This is a genomic window from Ekhidna sp. (assembly GCF_965212185.1).
Taxonomy (GTDB): domain Bacteria; phylum Bacteroidota; class Bacteroidia; order Cytophagales; family Cyclobacteriaceae; genus Ekhidna.
Window position 1 is genome coordinate 1,728,558 of the sequence record NZ_OZ243102.1, and the last position, 14,943, is coordinate 1,743,500.

10 protein-coding genes are annotated in these 14,943 nt (G+C 40.1%); 5 read left to right on the forward strand and 5 right to left on the reverse strand.

What is annotated here, in order from left to right; translation table 11 throughout:
- Positions 1–77 precede the first annotated feature (77 nt).
- Positions 78–6,584 carry a DUF2341 domain-containing protein gene (locus ACOMC3_RS07570; protein WP_420318931.1) on the reverse strand — a complete coding sequence of 2,169 codons (6,507 nt, stop codon included), beginning with the start codon at positions 6,582–6,584 and terminating at the stop codon, positions 78–80.
- A gap of 121 nt (positions 6,585–6,705) precedes the next feature.
- Positions 6,706–7,296, reverse strand: a complete 591-nt coding sequence (locus tag ACOMC3_RS07575) for an EF-hand domain-containing protein (RefSeq protein WP_420318932.1) — start codon at positions 7,294–7,296, stop codon at positions 6,706–6,708.
- Between the two features lie 196 nt (positions 7,297–7,492).
- On the opposite strand from ACOMC3_RS07575, the gene ACOMC3_RS07580 reads away from it, so the two are divergent.
- Entirely contained in the window at positions 7,493–9,142 is a 1,650-nt protein-coding gene (locus ACOMC3_RS07580; RefSeq protein WP_420318933.1) for an N-acyl-D-amino-acid deacylase family protein, read from the forward strand.
- A 25-nt stretch (positions 9,143–9,167) separates the two neighbouring features.
- On the opposite strand, the gene ACOMC3_RS07585 is transcribed toward ACOMC3_RS07580, so the two are convergent.
- Positions 9,168–9,638 (reverse strand): hypothetical protein, encoded by a 471-nt coding sequence (locus tag ACOMC3_RS07585; RefSeq protein WP_420318934.1) that lies wholly within the window; start codon positions 9,636–9,638, stop codon positions 9,168–9,170.
- A gap of 77 nt (positions 9,639–9,715) precedes the next feature.
- On the opposite strand from ACOMC3_RS07585, the gene ACOMC3_RS07590 reads away from it, so the two are divergent.
- Positions 9,716–9,988: a hypothetical protein gene (locus tag ACOMC3_RS07590; RefSeq protein ID WP_420318935.1), complete on the forward strand. Its 273-nt coding sequence runs from the start codon at positions 9,716–9,718 to the stop codon at positions 9,986–9,988.
- A 2-nt stretch (positions 9,989–9,990) separates the two neighbouring features.
- Here ACOMC3_RS07590 and ACOMC3_RS07595 read toward each other — a convergent pair whose 3' ends face one another.
- Positions 9,991–11,340, reverse strand: coding sequence for a transglutaminase-like domain-containing protein (locus tag ACOMC3_RS07595; protein WP_420318936.1), 1,350 nt, complete (start codon positions 11,338–11,340; stop codon positions 9,991–9,993).
- Between the two features lie 247 nt (positions 11,341–11,587).
- Here ACOMC3_RS07595 and ACOMC3_RS07600 point away from each other — a divergent pair, with 247 nt between their 5' ends.
- From ACOMC3_RS07600 to ACOMC3_RS07610, 3 genes are all read left to right on the forward strand, one after another.
- Entirely contained in the window at positions 11,588–11,884 is a 297-nt protein-coding gene (locus ACOMC3_RS07600) for a hypothetical protein (protein WP_420318937.1), read from the forward strand.
- On the forward strand, positions 11,856–12,884 hold the full coding sequence (locus ACOMC3_RS07605; RefSeq protein WP_420318938.1) for a hypothetical protein: 1,029 nt from the start codon (positions 11,856–11,858) through the stop codon (positions 12,882–12,884). The genes ACOMC3_RS07600 and ACOMC3_RS07605 overlap by 29 nt, the downstream gene beginning before the upstream one ends.
- Before the next feature lie 102 nt (positions 12,885–12,986).
- On the forward strand, positions 12,987–13,619 hold the full coding sequence (locus ACOMC3_RS07610) for a hypothetical protein (protein WP_420318939.1): 633 nt from the start codon (positions 12,987–12,989) through the stop codon (positions 13,617–13,619).
- A 3-nt stretch (positions 13,620–13,622) separates the two neighbouring features.
- Here the strand turns inward: ACOMC3_RS07610 and ACOMC3_RS07615 are convergent, their stop codons facing one another.
- Positions 13,623–14,732 carry a pyridoxal phosphate-dependent aminotransferase gene (locus tag ACOMC3_RS07615; RefSeq protein ID WP_420318940.1) on the reverse strand — a complete coding sequence of 370 codons (1,110 nt, stop codon included), beginning with the start codon at positions 14,730–14,732 and terminating at the stop codon, positions 13,623–13,625.
- Positions 14,733–14,943: the final 211 nt, after the last annotated feature.

Below are 14,943 nucleotides of genomic sequence, written 5' to 3' on the forward strand. Positions count from 1 at the left end.
AATAAGTACTAGGGAGGATCAGTAGAAATACGGATCAATCATACATTGAATCTAACTTCATCGGAAGTCATTGAAACTTATTCCACTAAAACTTTGACCCGATTGATAGATCCCGAATGTTCTAAAATCATGAAATAAGTCCCTGATTTAAGTGGCTGTTCTAAATCAATAGTTTGATTCAAGCTACCTGTATTATCAGCCTCAAGTATTGTATACCATATGTTTCTTCCATCAATTTCAAATAAAGAAACCAGAACTGATTCATTCTTACTAAGGCCTGTCAGGTTTATTTTAAATGTACCAATGTTTGGATTTGGATATACCACTAAATTCTGTGACAATTCCCATGAAACCGCCTGAACATTGGAGTAGGAGGATGTGCCGTCAAAATCAGTTTGTCCCAACCTGTAATAGGAAGTTTCAAAGAAAGGATTGTTATCGATTATTCGATATTGAATCTCTTCATTGCTATTGCCAGCACCTTGCACTTTAGCGATGGATTCAAAGTCGATTCCATTGATTGATCTTTCAACGGTGAAGTAATCATTATTGAGCTCGGTAAGTGTTATCCAGTTTATGACAACTGTGTTCCCGGTATGCGTTGCATTAAAACTCTTGAGTTCTACTGGTAAAGGGCTAGGAGAGGATCCACCACCTACCGGACTGAAAGAAGACACTCCTGAAACGGATGCAGCATACGGATCTGATCCTGTAGCACTTATGCCACTGCCATAAACTTCCCAATCTGCCCCATTATAGTGACTTATAAACATATCCGTTCGATCAAAATTGGTCAATTCATGTGATCCATCCCATTCGATAGTTAACGTAACATCTGATCCGCCAACCGTTCCTTCGTCGACAAACCATGTACGATCGATGGCGTCTGCTGTTTGTTGAGTTCCTGATCCAATTTGACCCTCAGAATAAACTGTTTCGGCTACTCTCGCACAGAAATCATCAGAGGTTCCTACATTGTTTACACTGATTGGATTATAGCTGGAGGTCGTTGGTCCGATTGGAAACACTCGTGTACCATCTCCGCTTCCCAGATCATTCTGGCAAAGTTCACCTGTTCCATCTGTTACAAGGAATGCAGCACTACTTCCACCAGAGATTGTTGCCGTACTTTCTATCGTAAGTGTATTGTCATTTAAAGAAAGGTTACCTGAGGTCAACGTCAGCTGATTTCCAACATTAGCAGCCAATCTTAATTCTGCAGTCGATCCGATTTTATTGACCACCACATTGTGAAAAGTGGTAGTAGACGATCCTGTGATATCTTGTTCAGCACTACCTGAAAATTCAATGGTGCCGCCATTAGTAGTGAGGGTCCCATCATTTATAAAATCGCCTTCGAGTGTTAATGTAAAGCCTGCCAAATCTAATGTTGCGCCAGATTCAATATTGAGAACTCCAATTGTTCTGGATTGATCTAACACCGGATAGTCTATTAATCCTGATGGAATTACAATGTCATTACTTACAGTTGGGACACTACAGAAACTCCAATTACCGGCCTCATTCCAATTGCTGTTACCATTACCTCCAGTCCATTGGTTTTCAGCTGTTTCTGCTTCAATACTATAAAAGTTGTCGGGATCACTTTGGTTATTATATTCTGTTTGAATCCATCCGGAAGACCTGGCCACATCTGAGACTTTTACCTCATCGATTTGTCCATCGAATTCAACTGCATTCCAACGAGCGACCTCCAGGTTATTGGCAGCAGTGGTAAGTGCTGCAGTTGTATTGTCAAATAATACGCCATCATAATACAGCTGCACAATAGTGCCATCATACGATAAGGCATAATGATGCCAGTTGGTTGCACTACCATTCAACGTAAATTCATCATTGTTGCCATTATACTCAATGTCCCAATTGCCGTTTGTTCCATTATCTGTATGCAATGAAAAGTCATTGGCTATGGTGCCTCCCTGAAATAGGCCTCCGTCATCAAAAGCATCTGCCTGAGCCCACAACTCAATCGTCCGTGTTCCTGCAGCAGTCGTTTGTGGTGCGGTACCCAAATCGATGTAATCATCCGTGCCATCAAAGTCAAAACCTTCACCCACCTGACCCGTAATAACATCGGCTCCATTCATTGTTCCATTTGCTGTACCATCGTTGGTATTACCTGTGCGGTCATCTACGACAGATGTAGCGCCCAAATCGTCATTGAAGTGATAGACTCCTAAGTAGTTAGCGTTATATGTTGCAGTTACAGAAGGGTCACCGCCAGCAAAGCTGCAATTGCCATAATACATGAAAATCTCAGTATCCGCATTCACAAAAAGCGTAGGGATGCGGATCCAGGCGATATACTCGCCGGTGGTGCCATCGTACTTCTCAATATCAAAATCTAAGGTTGTACCATCTGCCAAGGTGAAAAGTATATCATACCCGTTTGCATCCTGCACTTTACCTGTTGCTTGAGCTAAATCCGTATCTATGGTACTAAATAGAATTGGAAAGTCTGTGTGATTTGTGCTACCTGATACTTGGCTATTGTCTATCGTGATCTTCTTTCTAAATGAATAATCGGCGATGAAGTCAGGGCGTACACTCACTTGAACCGTATTGGAATAGACGATGCAGGTTCCATTGTCAACTTCAGCTCTGAAGTATGTGGTAGCCGTAAGGTTACCAGTGTTCAAACTAGCTGAGGTTTCCCCACCAATGTCTGAAAACGAAGAATTGTCGGTGGAACTTTGCCATTGAATCGTTCCGGATTCTCCTGTTAATGTAATTGTAGTACTCGAATTATAATCGATTGTGGTATTATCAGCAGTTGCTGTACCACCATTTCCGTTATAATCCTCTGTACCAAGAGTATAGAAACTACCCGGATCATTTTGATTGTTATATTCAGTAATGATCCACCCTTCAGCACGAGCACTGTTTGAAATTCTTAATTCATCCAGTGCACCACGATACCTTCTATTATCTAATCTTCTACCAATGTAGAGCGGGTTCGTATTATCACTTAAAATATTTCCGTCCGCGTTGTTAGAAGCTGTCAATATTCCATCAACGTATAACTTCATACGTGGATTAGCTGCGAGATCTGCGTCATATGTTAATACAAAATGATGCCAGTCTGCATCTACAGAGCCATTGTCATACCTAAAGTGTCCTGAACCGGTGGTCACTCGCTGGTTAAGTGCTGCTGGATTGGTGCCGCCATCCGTTCCCAACATATAACGTTCCTGATTTACCGCAGGAGATTTCATAATGAATGGAGCATCTTGTGGAACCGGGAGGAAATATCTGGCCCATGCTTCCAATGTCACCTGATTGGTAATGTCTGTGTCGATACTGGCACTATTTGTAACACTGATCCAGCTATCGCCATTGTCTACTCCTGTGAATCCTCTACCATGGGAAATAATTCCAATTTCATCATCTGTACTTCCGGCAGACCCTTCTGTTCCATCGTTGTTGTTGGATGTAGCATCTAATAGATCGTCTTCAAAATGCCAAATAGCTTTGTAGTTGCTGTCCCAGGTGGTTGTCACCGATGGATCGGTCACCACTGCGGAATTTCCATAGTGCATGTATAACACCGTATTTTCTGAAGCAGATACAGTAGGTACTCGCACCCATGCTATAAAGTTTCCTGTTCCTGCTGTGTAACTTTCAATTTCATGATCCAACTCCGTACCACTTGCATCGGTGAATTTTATATCATAACCGCTAGCACTGGTTACTTGTCCATTATTGGCTGTTGTTCGCAAATCTGGGTCAGTAGAATTGAATAGCATAGGGAAGTTGCTGAGATCCGAACTTCCATTCACCTGGCTTGCATTAATGGTGACTTTTTTTCGATAACAATAACCACTGATATAGTCTGGTTGAACAGTGACCGTTGCAGTTGTAGAGAATGCTTCGCATCCACTATCCGTGACTTCTGCTCTATAGTAGGTAGTTGCAGTCAGATTGCCGGTATTTAATGTTGTTGAGGTTTCACCTCCTACATCACTAAATGTGACATTGTCCGTAGAAGACTGCCATTGAATGGTGCCTCCGCTTTCTTGATCTGTTAAGGTGATGGTAGTACTTGTATTGTAGTCGATTTCACTTGATGTGGCAGTTGCAGTTCCACCATCATGAGGATATTCTTCAACCCCAAAGGCGTAAAAGGTAGCTGGGCTGCTTTGATTATTGTATTCTGTAGTAACCCAACCGGCAGTATGAGCAGCTTCTGAGATTCTTAGCTCATCCAGTATCCCTTCAAAAAACCGTGTTCCTATCAAGTCAGCACGTGTTCCCAACAGCACGGCTTCTCCAATACTATTATCAATATTTGTTGAGAATGGAGAACTGAATTGTTGTACACCATTGACGTATCCAATGACATCAGTGCCATCATAAACGACAACAGCATATGACCATGAAGTGGTAGGAACCGTACCTCCCTGGAAATTATTTGTACTGTTGTTAATTCTCCCTCGCAGTTGTTCGTTGCTGGCTCCTGCATCATTTGTACCAAGCATATAACTTTCATCGTTGTTAGCGCCTTTTAGAATAAAGCCTTCATCATTGTCAAGGTCTCCTTCAGTATCCACCCAGGCACTGAGTGTAATTGTATTGTCAGTTACTCGTAAGCTCGCTGCGTCAGGTACCGTGATATAATCATCCGTTCCATCTAGATCAATCGCATTTCCGATTTGGCCTGAAACCAAATCAGCAGTGGTCATAGTTCCTTGAGGTTGACCGTCATTGTTATTGCTGGTAGCATCCAGAATAGATCCGGCTACATCCCCATTTGGATCTTCTTCGAGGTGCCAAACCGCTACATAGTCGCTATTCCAGGTTGCAGTTGTGGATGGATCACCTGAAACTGCAGTATTCCCATAATACATGTAAATTTCTGTATCAGAATTATAAGAGACTGTAGGTACATTCACCCAGGCTTCAAATGCTCCGGTAGTTGCTGTGTAGGAGCTTATTTCATGATTTAGACCTGTTGTACCATCGGAAGTGGTAAACGTGATGTCGTATCCATTCGCGTTCTCAACATTGCCATTATTGGCTACTGTACGAAGGTCTGAATCCGTCACACTGATTAGAACAGGAAAATTGGTTAAATCGGCACTTCCGCTTACTTGATCACTATCGATCGTGACTTTCTTTCTGTAACAATAGCCACTTGCAAAAGGAGGAAGTACGGTTACAGAAGCGGTTGTTGACAATACCTGACAAGAGGCCGACCCAACTTTAACCCGATAATAGGTTGTGGCAGTAAGAACACCCGTATTGAGCGTAGTACCTGTTTCACCTCCGATATCCGAGAAGCTTACATTATCTGTGGATGATTGCCACTGTAATGGTGTTGTATTTTGACCACTGAGCGTAATAGTGGTTGATTCCCCTGATCGAATGGTACTCTCATTTGCTGTTGCTGTTCCGCCTTCCGGTACAGGACTCCCACATTGTTCTTCAGTACCTACAGTCGTAACAAATCCTGTAGGATTATCCTCAATATTATACTGAGTTAGGATCCAGTTAGCAGATCTTGCAACATTAGAAACCTGAGCGCTCTGTAGCTGACCATTGAAATCTCTTCCTCCCCCGGGAATATTTCCGATGGTAGCAAAATCCGTTTCAGAAGGTTCTCCACTAAGAGTTAGATTGGATCCGGTAAGTGCTCCAGTGGCAACCTCGGTACCATTTAAATACACTCGCACAGTATTATCTGCTGCATCCCAGCTATAAGTTGCCAAATACCACGTTCCAGTATTGTAGGCAATTGGATTATCATCATCGTCGACTGTAGTATCTGCATCTGTACCTCCATTATTTACATTTGTACGACTACCAATGACTCCCCCTGATTGGCGCAACAGCCAGGTTTCATCATCCGCTCCGGTACCCCAGCATTTACCAAATATTCGATCATCCCCGGTATCATCCGGATTGAGCCAAACTTGTACAGTGAAGGCTGTCCAGGAGTCGTCATTGATGGCTTGTAGCCGAATACGATCATCTGTTCCATCAAAATCCTGTGCAGATCCAAATTTTCCAGTTGTCTGGGTAGGAGTAGAGCCACTATTACCACTATTTGGCAAGCCACCGCCCGTTCCATGAACAGAATTAGGAGATGAGTCTACAAACTCGTCGGTGGTACCATTTCCAGATTCCTGAAGATGAAGCACCGCTTGAAAATCATTACTCCATGTACCTGTAGAAGAAGGGTCCGTAGAAGCATCACTTTTGCCATAATACATGTAAATGGTCTTATTTGTGGCATTGGTAAGATCAGTCTTTACATAGGCCCGATAAGCCCCAGTTCCGCTAGTGTAGGAAAGAAGCTCATGGTCCAGCTGGGTAATACCATCATCATCGGTGAAAACAATATCATACCCATCAGAACGGGCATTAGCGGCTAATTGAGCATCAGATGCAAGTTCATATAGGAGAGGAAAATCAGAATGAGTTCCACTTATTTGAGTACCATCCAGTGTGATTTCTTTTCGGTATTCATAGCCTGAAAGCCATGTTTGACCAAAAATTGGAGATAACATCAATATAAGCAATCCACCAAGTGTTAACTTGATTAGCATGTTAAAACGTAGCATGTAAATGACGGTTAATTCTGTTTAATATATAACTATATTAAGAAATACATTAATTTTTTCGATGAACGGAAGGATTCCAGTTGACGAGTCGTTATTAAAAGTTACTGCTTATAATAATAATTTAGCCGATTATGAGTTTAGAAAAATACTCATCATTGATATTTTCTAGTTGACCGAAAATGTGATTATTGATTGTCGCATTACTTGAGGAGAAGTATTCGTTGATCGCATCATACATTTCAGATTTGCTTAGGCGACCATCTCTATTGATGTCTAACTCTTTAAAAGCAAAAATGATAGTCCCTCTTTTCAATCCAAGTATTCGATACAAGGTTTCGAATTCATCAAAATCGATGAATCCGTCTTTATTATGATCACAAAGATCGAAGAGAAATCGGACGACTGATGCCGAAAACCATCGAATAAAATAGGATTTTTCTTCACTTTCGTTTGATCTTTGGATGATTCGCACCCATTCATGAACCGTAATCTTTCGTCCTTTGCCATCGGACTCCATCAGAAGTCGATCAAAGTTTTTTACGGTTATGTATTTGAGGTAATTCTTTTCAGTCTCATTGAATAATCCTTTTCGAGTACTATAGAGTCTTTCCAGTAGTTCATCAAAATCACTCGGCTCCAGCACACCATCTTTATTGGTGTCCATTAGGTAGAAAAAGAGTATCCATTTACGTATGGTATCTGTTACTTGCAAGGATGGATGTATTGAAGTCTAGAGGTCTAATCTATTAAAGTGTAGTGAGACTTAACACTCTTTTTAGCTTAAAGGCTAAGATTTAACTATAACAAAGGCAATGCTGTCGTTTTAATTTAAGGTTTAAGTCTACATATCATACCATTCAGGATTTATTGATTAATGTTTAACTTCAGACCAACCAACCAAAATAACAATGAGAACCTATTTAATAACACTAATAGCATTTTGCATTCTATCATGTAATCAAAGCACGCCCGAGTTTGATGTCGTCATCCGGAATGGAACCATTTACGATGGCTCTGGAAATCCATCATATGTTGGTGATGTGGCCATAAAAGATGATCGAATCATCAAAGTAGGTGAAGTTGAAGGCAAGGGAACAACTGAAATAGATGCTGCTGGAATGGCAGTGTCACCAGGGTTTATTAATATGCTAAGTTGGGCCAATGTAAGCTTAATAGAGGACGGTCGATCACAAAGTGATATCAGACAAGGGGTGACTTTAGAAGTCATGGGTGAAGGTTCTTCTATGGGACCGTTAACTCAAGAGATGAAAGAAGAAATGATCGCCAATCAAGTGGATATCAAATATGATATTCCTTGGACCACTTTAGGGGAATACCTTCAATACCTTGAAGATAAAGGTGTTTCTACCAATGTTGCTTCTTTTGTTGGAAATGGGACCTTGCGAAAGCATGTCATCGGTTATGAAGGGCGTGATGCTACCCCTGATGAAATGGAAATAATGAAAGAACTTACGAGGCAAGCGATGGAAGAGGGAGCTGTTGGTATCTCTTCTTCTCTACTTTATACGCCAAGTATGCATGCAGATACTGAAGAGTTAATCGAACTTGCTTCAGTTGTTGCGGATTATGATGGAATGTACGTTTCTCATATTAGAAATGAAGGAGATTATCTGCTTGAGGCTATCGATGAGCTCATAGAAATTGGAGCAAAAGCCGGATTACATGCTGAGGTGTATCACCTGAAGGCATCTGGTCAGCAAAACTGGGGTAAAATGGATGTTGCCATTCAAAAGATAGACTCAGCTAGAAATGCCGGCCAGCCAGTGACAGCTGACATCTATACATACAATGCAAGCAGTACGGGCTTGCATGTTCAGTTACCCAACTGGGTGCGTGAGGGCGGTATCGATCAAATGATTGAACGCCTAAAAGACCCGGAAATTCGACAGAAGGTAATCGGTGAAATTGAATTCAGAAATCCGCCGAATACCATACTTCTTGTAGGTTTCAAAAACGAGGCAATGAGAATTCACATTGGTAAGTATCTAAATGAGTTAGCTGAGGAGCTAGGTAAAACCCCAGCCGAAACAGTTGTCGATATCATTATCGAAGATGATAGCAGAATTCAGGTGGTTTATTTTTCCATGAGTGAGGAGAACATCCTTAAGAAGGCAGCCATACCTTGGGTGAGCTTTTGTTCTGATGCAGGATCATATACGAATGAAGGCGTTTTCATTAAGCAGAGTACACATCCTCGAGCTTACGGATCATTCATTCGGGTGATAGGGAAGTTTGTAAGAGAGGATCAGATCATGTCAATGGAAGAAGCAATCAGGAAATTGACCTCACTACCTGCTACCAACCTAAAACTTAAAGATCGTGGACTCCTTAATGCAGGGTATTTTGCTGATGTTGTAATTTTTGATCCTAAAGAAGTTGATGATAAAGCCACCTTTGAGGATCCCCATCAGTATGCAGTAGGAGTGAAGCATGTTTTTGTTAATGGGGGGCATGTATTAAAAAATGGTGAACATACAGGTGCTACACCTGGTCGATTTGTTAAAGGTCCTGGATGGAAAGAAGAAGGAATTGAATAGGAATATCAATTGCTTAGAAAATCGCTTACGGTTCACTTTTGCTAAACTCCTTATAAAGGAAATAAGGTAATCCGTTTTTGTGAACGATTTTGACGGGTGTGAAATATATCATTCCCATCAGGTTTTCATAGAAAACAACAGTGCTTAAGGTTAATCTATTCTCTGAATTTTTATAAAATGAGGCAAAAAAAGTAAGTCCAGGAGCGGTCCCTTTGACAATCATTTCATTTTCATTTTTGAAATATTCGTCACCTAAACTAGCGGCGAAAGCATTTATTTTATTTTGATCAATCGGTTCGTTTAAGCCTATTTCATACGCGTCTACATAATCTGCATTTTCAATGAGCTGTGAAATTTTGCTTTGGCTAGGCAGATCAACAACCTTGACACCATTATTAATGCCTATCTGGAATAAAATTTTCAATAGAATGTATCCTAAAAAAAGTATTATAAATGCAATTAATGTAAACCACTTCAATTTTCTATTAATCATCATAATCTATGAATTCATTTCAATTTGGATAAAAATACGATTAGCTTTCTATCTTGTTTAAACCTTTGAACGATTATACCATGAAAAATCTTACCAAAACCTTAAAGTCCATATTAGCTATGGTCCTGGTTTTCTTGTTTACTGCAAGTGCTATCGTATCGTGTGATGTGAAAAAGCAAGCAGAAGGAAATGAAGATGAGACAGAGGAAGCTTCAGAAGCAACAGAGACTGAAGAGGCAGCTGAATCGGATGAGCATCCAAGTGGCGAACACCCTTCTGATGGCGGTGAGCATCCAAGTGATGGCGAACACCCAAGTGAAGATGAAGCAGATAGCACATCTACAGACAGTTAATTCTAACTGGAAGCTTTTGGCTTACGCTCGAATGAAAATATAGTTTTTACCTGAGCTGATTCCCCATCGATTTCCATGATGGGGTAGGCCAGGAATGGGACTTTACCAGTAGATGGTCCGGGACTAAATTCAAGGTTTCGTCCCTTACTCAATTCAATTCGATTAGCTGGATGGTGACCAAAATAATAAGTCGCCAGGGGAGTGTACTTGTTACCCTCGCTGATATCGATCGGCCACCACTTACCTTCCGCGTAAAACTCTGCCCAGCAGTGATAGCCATTTACACCGCCTTCATTTCTCTCCGAAGGTATGGATGCCCCAACAGCAAACCTTGCAGGAATACCTACTGATCTAGCTAGGGCAATAAAAAATGAGTGAAACTCAGTGCAATTGCCTGATTTACTGTCACATGCATAATTGGCATCTCCTGTGCCATATTTTCCTTGTTTGGCGTATCTCATATTATCTATGATATAATCGTACAAGGCTCGAGCTTCAGTTAAAGGAGTACTCGCATTACTTTCAGCTAACACTTCATTAGCAATGGTTGAAAATCGATCAGTTAAGGGAATGAGCGGAGTACCTTCGAGGTATCGATCAACTTCAGCTTCTTCGTCTCGGTAAGCAGTTTTTTCTTCTCTGATAACCTCGTAACTGATTGTTATTTTTTGTTCACTCTGTTCCGGAGATAATTCCATAAACAGAATTTGATTTCCAAAGGTGGCTTCTTTGATCACTGTATAATCTACTCGCGCAACTATATTTTGCGATGTTATTTGCTGAAAGCGATCGCTCTGAGCTATTGGTAACCATAATCTGGCATCAGTAGTAATCTGTGGTAATACTACTTCATAAGTGAAGGTAAACCGATCCTGTCCTTCGATAACGCCAAGTAAGTCGTTTGAGGCATTTTTGACTGGAACCGTGAACCATGTTTTGTCTTTGCTTTGCTTCCAGGTATAATAAGGCTTACCATTCAGTTTATGCAGATTGGTACTTGTCACTTCCATATTATCTGCAGTACCGTTTAAAAAGAAATCCACATCATAAACATCGCCTTCTGTGGTCGCAAGATCTACACAGGCAAAGAACTTATTTGGTCCAAGTACTGATAAATATTCGGTATGTACACGTACCAATTTAAGATCCAAAACAGAGGTATCTCCTTCATAGTGAAAGTAACCGTCGCTAGCAGCTATTTCTTTCTCAATGTGCGCTCGAATACCTCGATCTACATCCTCAATGGTTGCTCGCTTTGCTGACGGTTTTTCTTCTTTATTTTCATTTTTCGATTGCTGACAAGCAGTTAAGAAAAGAATCATGGTGATAAGATGAAATAGGGTTCGTTTCATGAAGAAAAAGTAATGAATCGTGAAATGGATAGCAAAGAAGTACAGCTATTCGCAAGTGTACTATACTAATTATCTAAGAATTACGATTGTCTCTGTCTTGGTATTATGTAAAGCCTATTTGTCCTTATGCCAATTATTTATCAAATAACTTCTTGTTATAGTACAACCGTTTTATGAAAATACCCCCAAAAGGGTATTGGAATTCGTATGTTTTACAGGCAACTTTAAATTATTAATCAAATGCATTATGCCTACTTACAGTTACAAACTTGAGATTATTGGTGTTGGTCCAATAAGTGTGCAAGTGACGCTTGCAAATCAGCCCATTCCAATGGTTAGCAACAATGGAAAAAAATGGAAACCAGCAGATACTCCAGTTAATCTTTCCTTTAATGGTAATCTGACAGGAACAATCTTAATTACAGCCGCATCAGGTACTGGTTGGACAGTAAAAATAACTAATCAGGGAAATGTGGTATTCAATTCGTCAGGAGAAACAGAAAATAATGGATCACATGTTACAATCAATACTACGCCGATTTAAACTATTCATTTTAGTTTTTTTCATACTGTTTTTTGGCTTTAGTCAAACCTCAGCAGTTGAAAGTTCTGATGGTGAAACGTCTTTGCTTCTATCTAATATTGGGACCGTTTCATTGAATTTTGAAGCTAGTAAAGTAGGATTCTCATATGGCAGGTATAGGTCCAGCACGAATCAATATATTTTTAATGCAGATGAATTGATTTATGGATTTGATGGGGGATTAACTGCAAGTGATGGTGTGGCATCCCTAATAAGTGAGGCAGAACTAAACCCAGTCGGAGAATATGGTGGATTAGTTGCATTGAGGGGGTTAAGTACGCGAACGGCTAATCGAGCGGTTGCTTCTGCAACTTCTGTATCAATGAGTAAAACATTTTATTTGTCTCTAAAAAGAGAATCCTCATCAGTTCAATTGTATGAGCTACTGAATGGACAAGATACCCTTAATACGATCACCGATAATGGCTTTAATGTAACAATTGGATACAATAAGTTAGGTGGTTGGTATCGTAAAAATCCTGATCAGTATAACACATCTATTTTTGGTATTTCTGCGAAATTTGGTCATACAACTAACATTAAAGACCTCACTAATTCATCAATAACTTCAGTTGTATATAATGAAGATAGTACGAAATTGATTCAATCAGGAAGTGAAAATGTTCGTACTCCATTATCTAAATATGATGATCAAGTATTTTTCTTCAACATAAACACAGACTTTCTATACTATCCTGATGCACTTGATAATAGGATTGCCTTCTTGTGGTATAACAGACTCAAATATTTTGACAAGGAGGATGAATTATATGATGATGATGAGGATCATTTGTGGGAATTTAATACTGGTTTAGGTGTAGCTTTTGCAAAAAATCAATCTCCTACAGAAGTAGTTGGTGCACTTCAAGTACATTTCGAGGATTTATTTGATATAACAGATTCTAAGCTCAATTTCTTAGAGCGAATGAGCGTCAATATCGTCGTAGGTTTCCCATTTTAGCATCTACCATTGTTTGCCAATGAATTATCTAACCCAAACTCAATGTGCTATTATATCTCATCCATTTAATTACCTTTAATCTTAGAAGTTAAGATTAAGCTAATGAGTGAAACGAATAGTAATAAGGCGGTTGTAATCATAATCATAGTCATTGTAGTTCTAGGCGGACTGACCGGAGGATGGTATTTTGGGAAGTATAAGCCTGAGCAAGAGGCCAAAGAACAAGCAAGACTAGAACAAATTGCTAAGCAGGAAGCTGAGAAAAAAAGACAAGAAGAAGCAGCTCGTAGAAAAGCACGATATGATCAACTTATTGTTGATGCAGATGCTGCATTTGAACAAGAAAACTGGGGAACAGCTCAATCACTTTACTCAGAAGCGACTTCACTTTATTCCAATGAACAATATCCAAAAGATCAATTAGCAATTGTGAATGCTAAATTGGATGAAATTGCAGCTTTAGAAGCTAGAAAAGAAGCTGGAGTTGTCGAAACCGTTTCAGAGCCTAATGGACGGTTTTACATAATTGTATCCAGTAGTATTGACGATGATTTAGCCAGAGACTATGCAACTAAACTTGCAAAAGAAGGAACTAGCGTGAAGCTTGTGCAGCATAATTACAACGAGCTGCCATTTCATGGTGTTTCTGTTGGTGATTATGATACCTGGGATCAAGCACAGAGTGCTGCCTCATCATTCACTAATTATGGTAAAGTTTGGGTATTGAAGTACTAGGTCCTAGCTATAAACGCTTTTCAAAGCGTTACAAAAAGCATTCACTTCTTCCGTAGTGCCGGTACTTATTCTTGCCCAATTGTAGAGTGGGGGAAAAGGTCTCCCAATCAAAACCCCTTTTTTGGCCATGGCTTCCGAAAGGTCATTAATATGTCTGCCTGACTGAAAGAATACAAAGTTGGTATGGGATTTAATGTAGTCTAAGCCTATATCATCCAAGGTTTTATACATATTCTCTTTTCCCTCTGCATTTTTGGCAATACTGAATTTATAGAATTCATCATCCTTCAATGCCTCCTCAGCAGCTGCAATAGCCAAAACATTGGTCATCGCCATGATACTCTTTTTTAATCGAACCGCAATATCAGGGCGTGCGATTAAATAACCAATTCTAATACCAGCAAGACCATAAACTTTTGAAAACGTTTTAGACACAATCACGTTTTTTCCTTCTTTCACCAACTCTACCATGGACGGATAGTCTGGATCCGTGATATAGTCATAGTATGCTTCATCACTAAACACCACGGTTCGTTTTTCGAAAGAATTACAGAAATCTCGCAGCTTGTTTTTATCCAGAAGGGTACCTGTAGGGTTGTTGGGATTACAAATAAAAATCAAACCAGTTTTGGAGGTTACTCGTGCTGCCATGGCATCAAGGTCATGTTCCATGTTCTCATTGAGTGGCACTCGATGTACATATGAGCCAATATTCTCTGCATATCGTAGCATTGCCTGGAAAGTAGGGTCAGCAGCCACAATTTCATTTCCTTCTAATCCATACGTCATTCCTGCAGCCTTGAGTCCTTCAGTAGAGCCACCAGTAACCACAATATGGTCCTTTGAAACTCCTTCTTTTTCTGCAATTGCATCTACTAACGGTCTTAAATTGATAGATGGATATCGGCAGGCGATATCAAACGCATCAGTGATGGCAGTTCTGACTTTTTTAGAGGGCCCATAGGGGTTTTCATTGGAAGTCAGTCTTATTTTATCATCACCCAATCTATGAATGGGAACCTCCATAGAAAAGGTTTGATTTGGAATAAGGAATGCAGCAGTACCAGCTAAACTTACAGATTTTAGCCACTGCCGTCGGTCAATGTTCTTCATGGTATGTAGAGGTTAGACCTTTAAGGTACTAACTAACCATCACTCTTTCAACCCATGATTGTGTCATTAAAAGATTTTAGCTGACATATGAAATAAAAGAATTAGTTTTGCAGCACTCATAAATGTTTTGAGTACAATAATTTAGTTAATACGCTGTGCCACGCAGTAGGTAGTACCGTTCAAGTTGAAATTTCCCATAAAGAATTCCTTC

Excerpts from the sequence above, each read along its gene's own strand:
- ACOMC3_RS07570 (WP_420318931.1), bottom strand. The coding sequence starts at position 6,584 with ATGCTACGTTTTAACATGCTAATCAAGTTAACACTTGGTGGATTGCTT.
- ACOMC3_RS07580 (WP_420318933.1), top strand. The coding sequence starts at position 7,493 with ATGAGAACCTATTTAATAACACTAATAGCATTTTGCATTCTATCATGT.
- ACOMC3_RS07585 (WP_420318934.1), bottom strand. The coding sequence starts at position 9,638 with ATGATGATTAATAGAAAATTGAAGTGGTTTACATTAATTGCATTTATA.
- ACOMC3_RS07590 (WP_420318935.1), top strand. The coding sequence starts at position 9,716 with ATGAAAAATCTTACCAAAACCTTAAAGTCCATATTAGCTATGGTCCTG.
- ACOMC3_RS07595 (WP_420318936.1), bottom strand. The coding sequence starts at position 11,340 with ATGAAACGAACCCTATTTCATCTTATCACCATGATTCTTTTCTTAACT.
- ACOMC3_RS07600 (WP_420318937.1), top strand. The coding sequence starts at position 11,588 with ATGCCTACTTACAGTTACAAACTTGAGATTATTGGTGTTGGTCCAATA.
- ACOMC3_RS07605 (WP_420318938.1), top strand. The coding sequence starts at position 11,856 with ATGTTACAATCAATACTACGCCGATTTAAACTATTCATTTTAGTTTTT.
- ACOMC3_RS07610 (WP_420318939.1), top strand. The coding sequence starts at position 12,987 with ATGAGTGAAACGAATAGTAATAAGGCGGTTGTAATCATAATCATAGTC.
- ACOMC3_RS07615 (WP_420318940.1), bottom strand. The coding sequence starts at position 14,732 with ATGAAGAACATTGACCGACGGCAGTGGCTAAAATCTGTAAGTTTAGCT.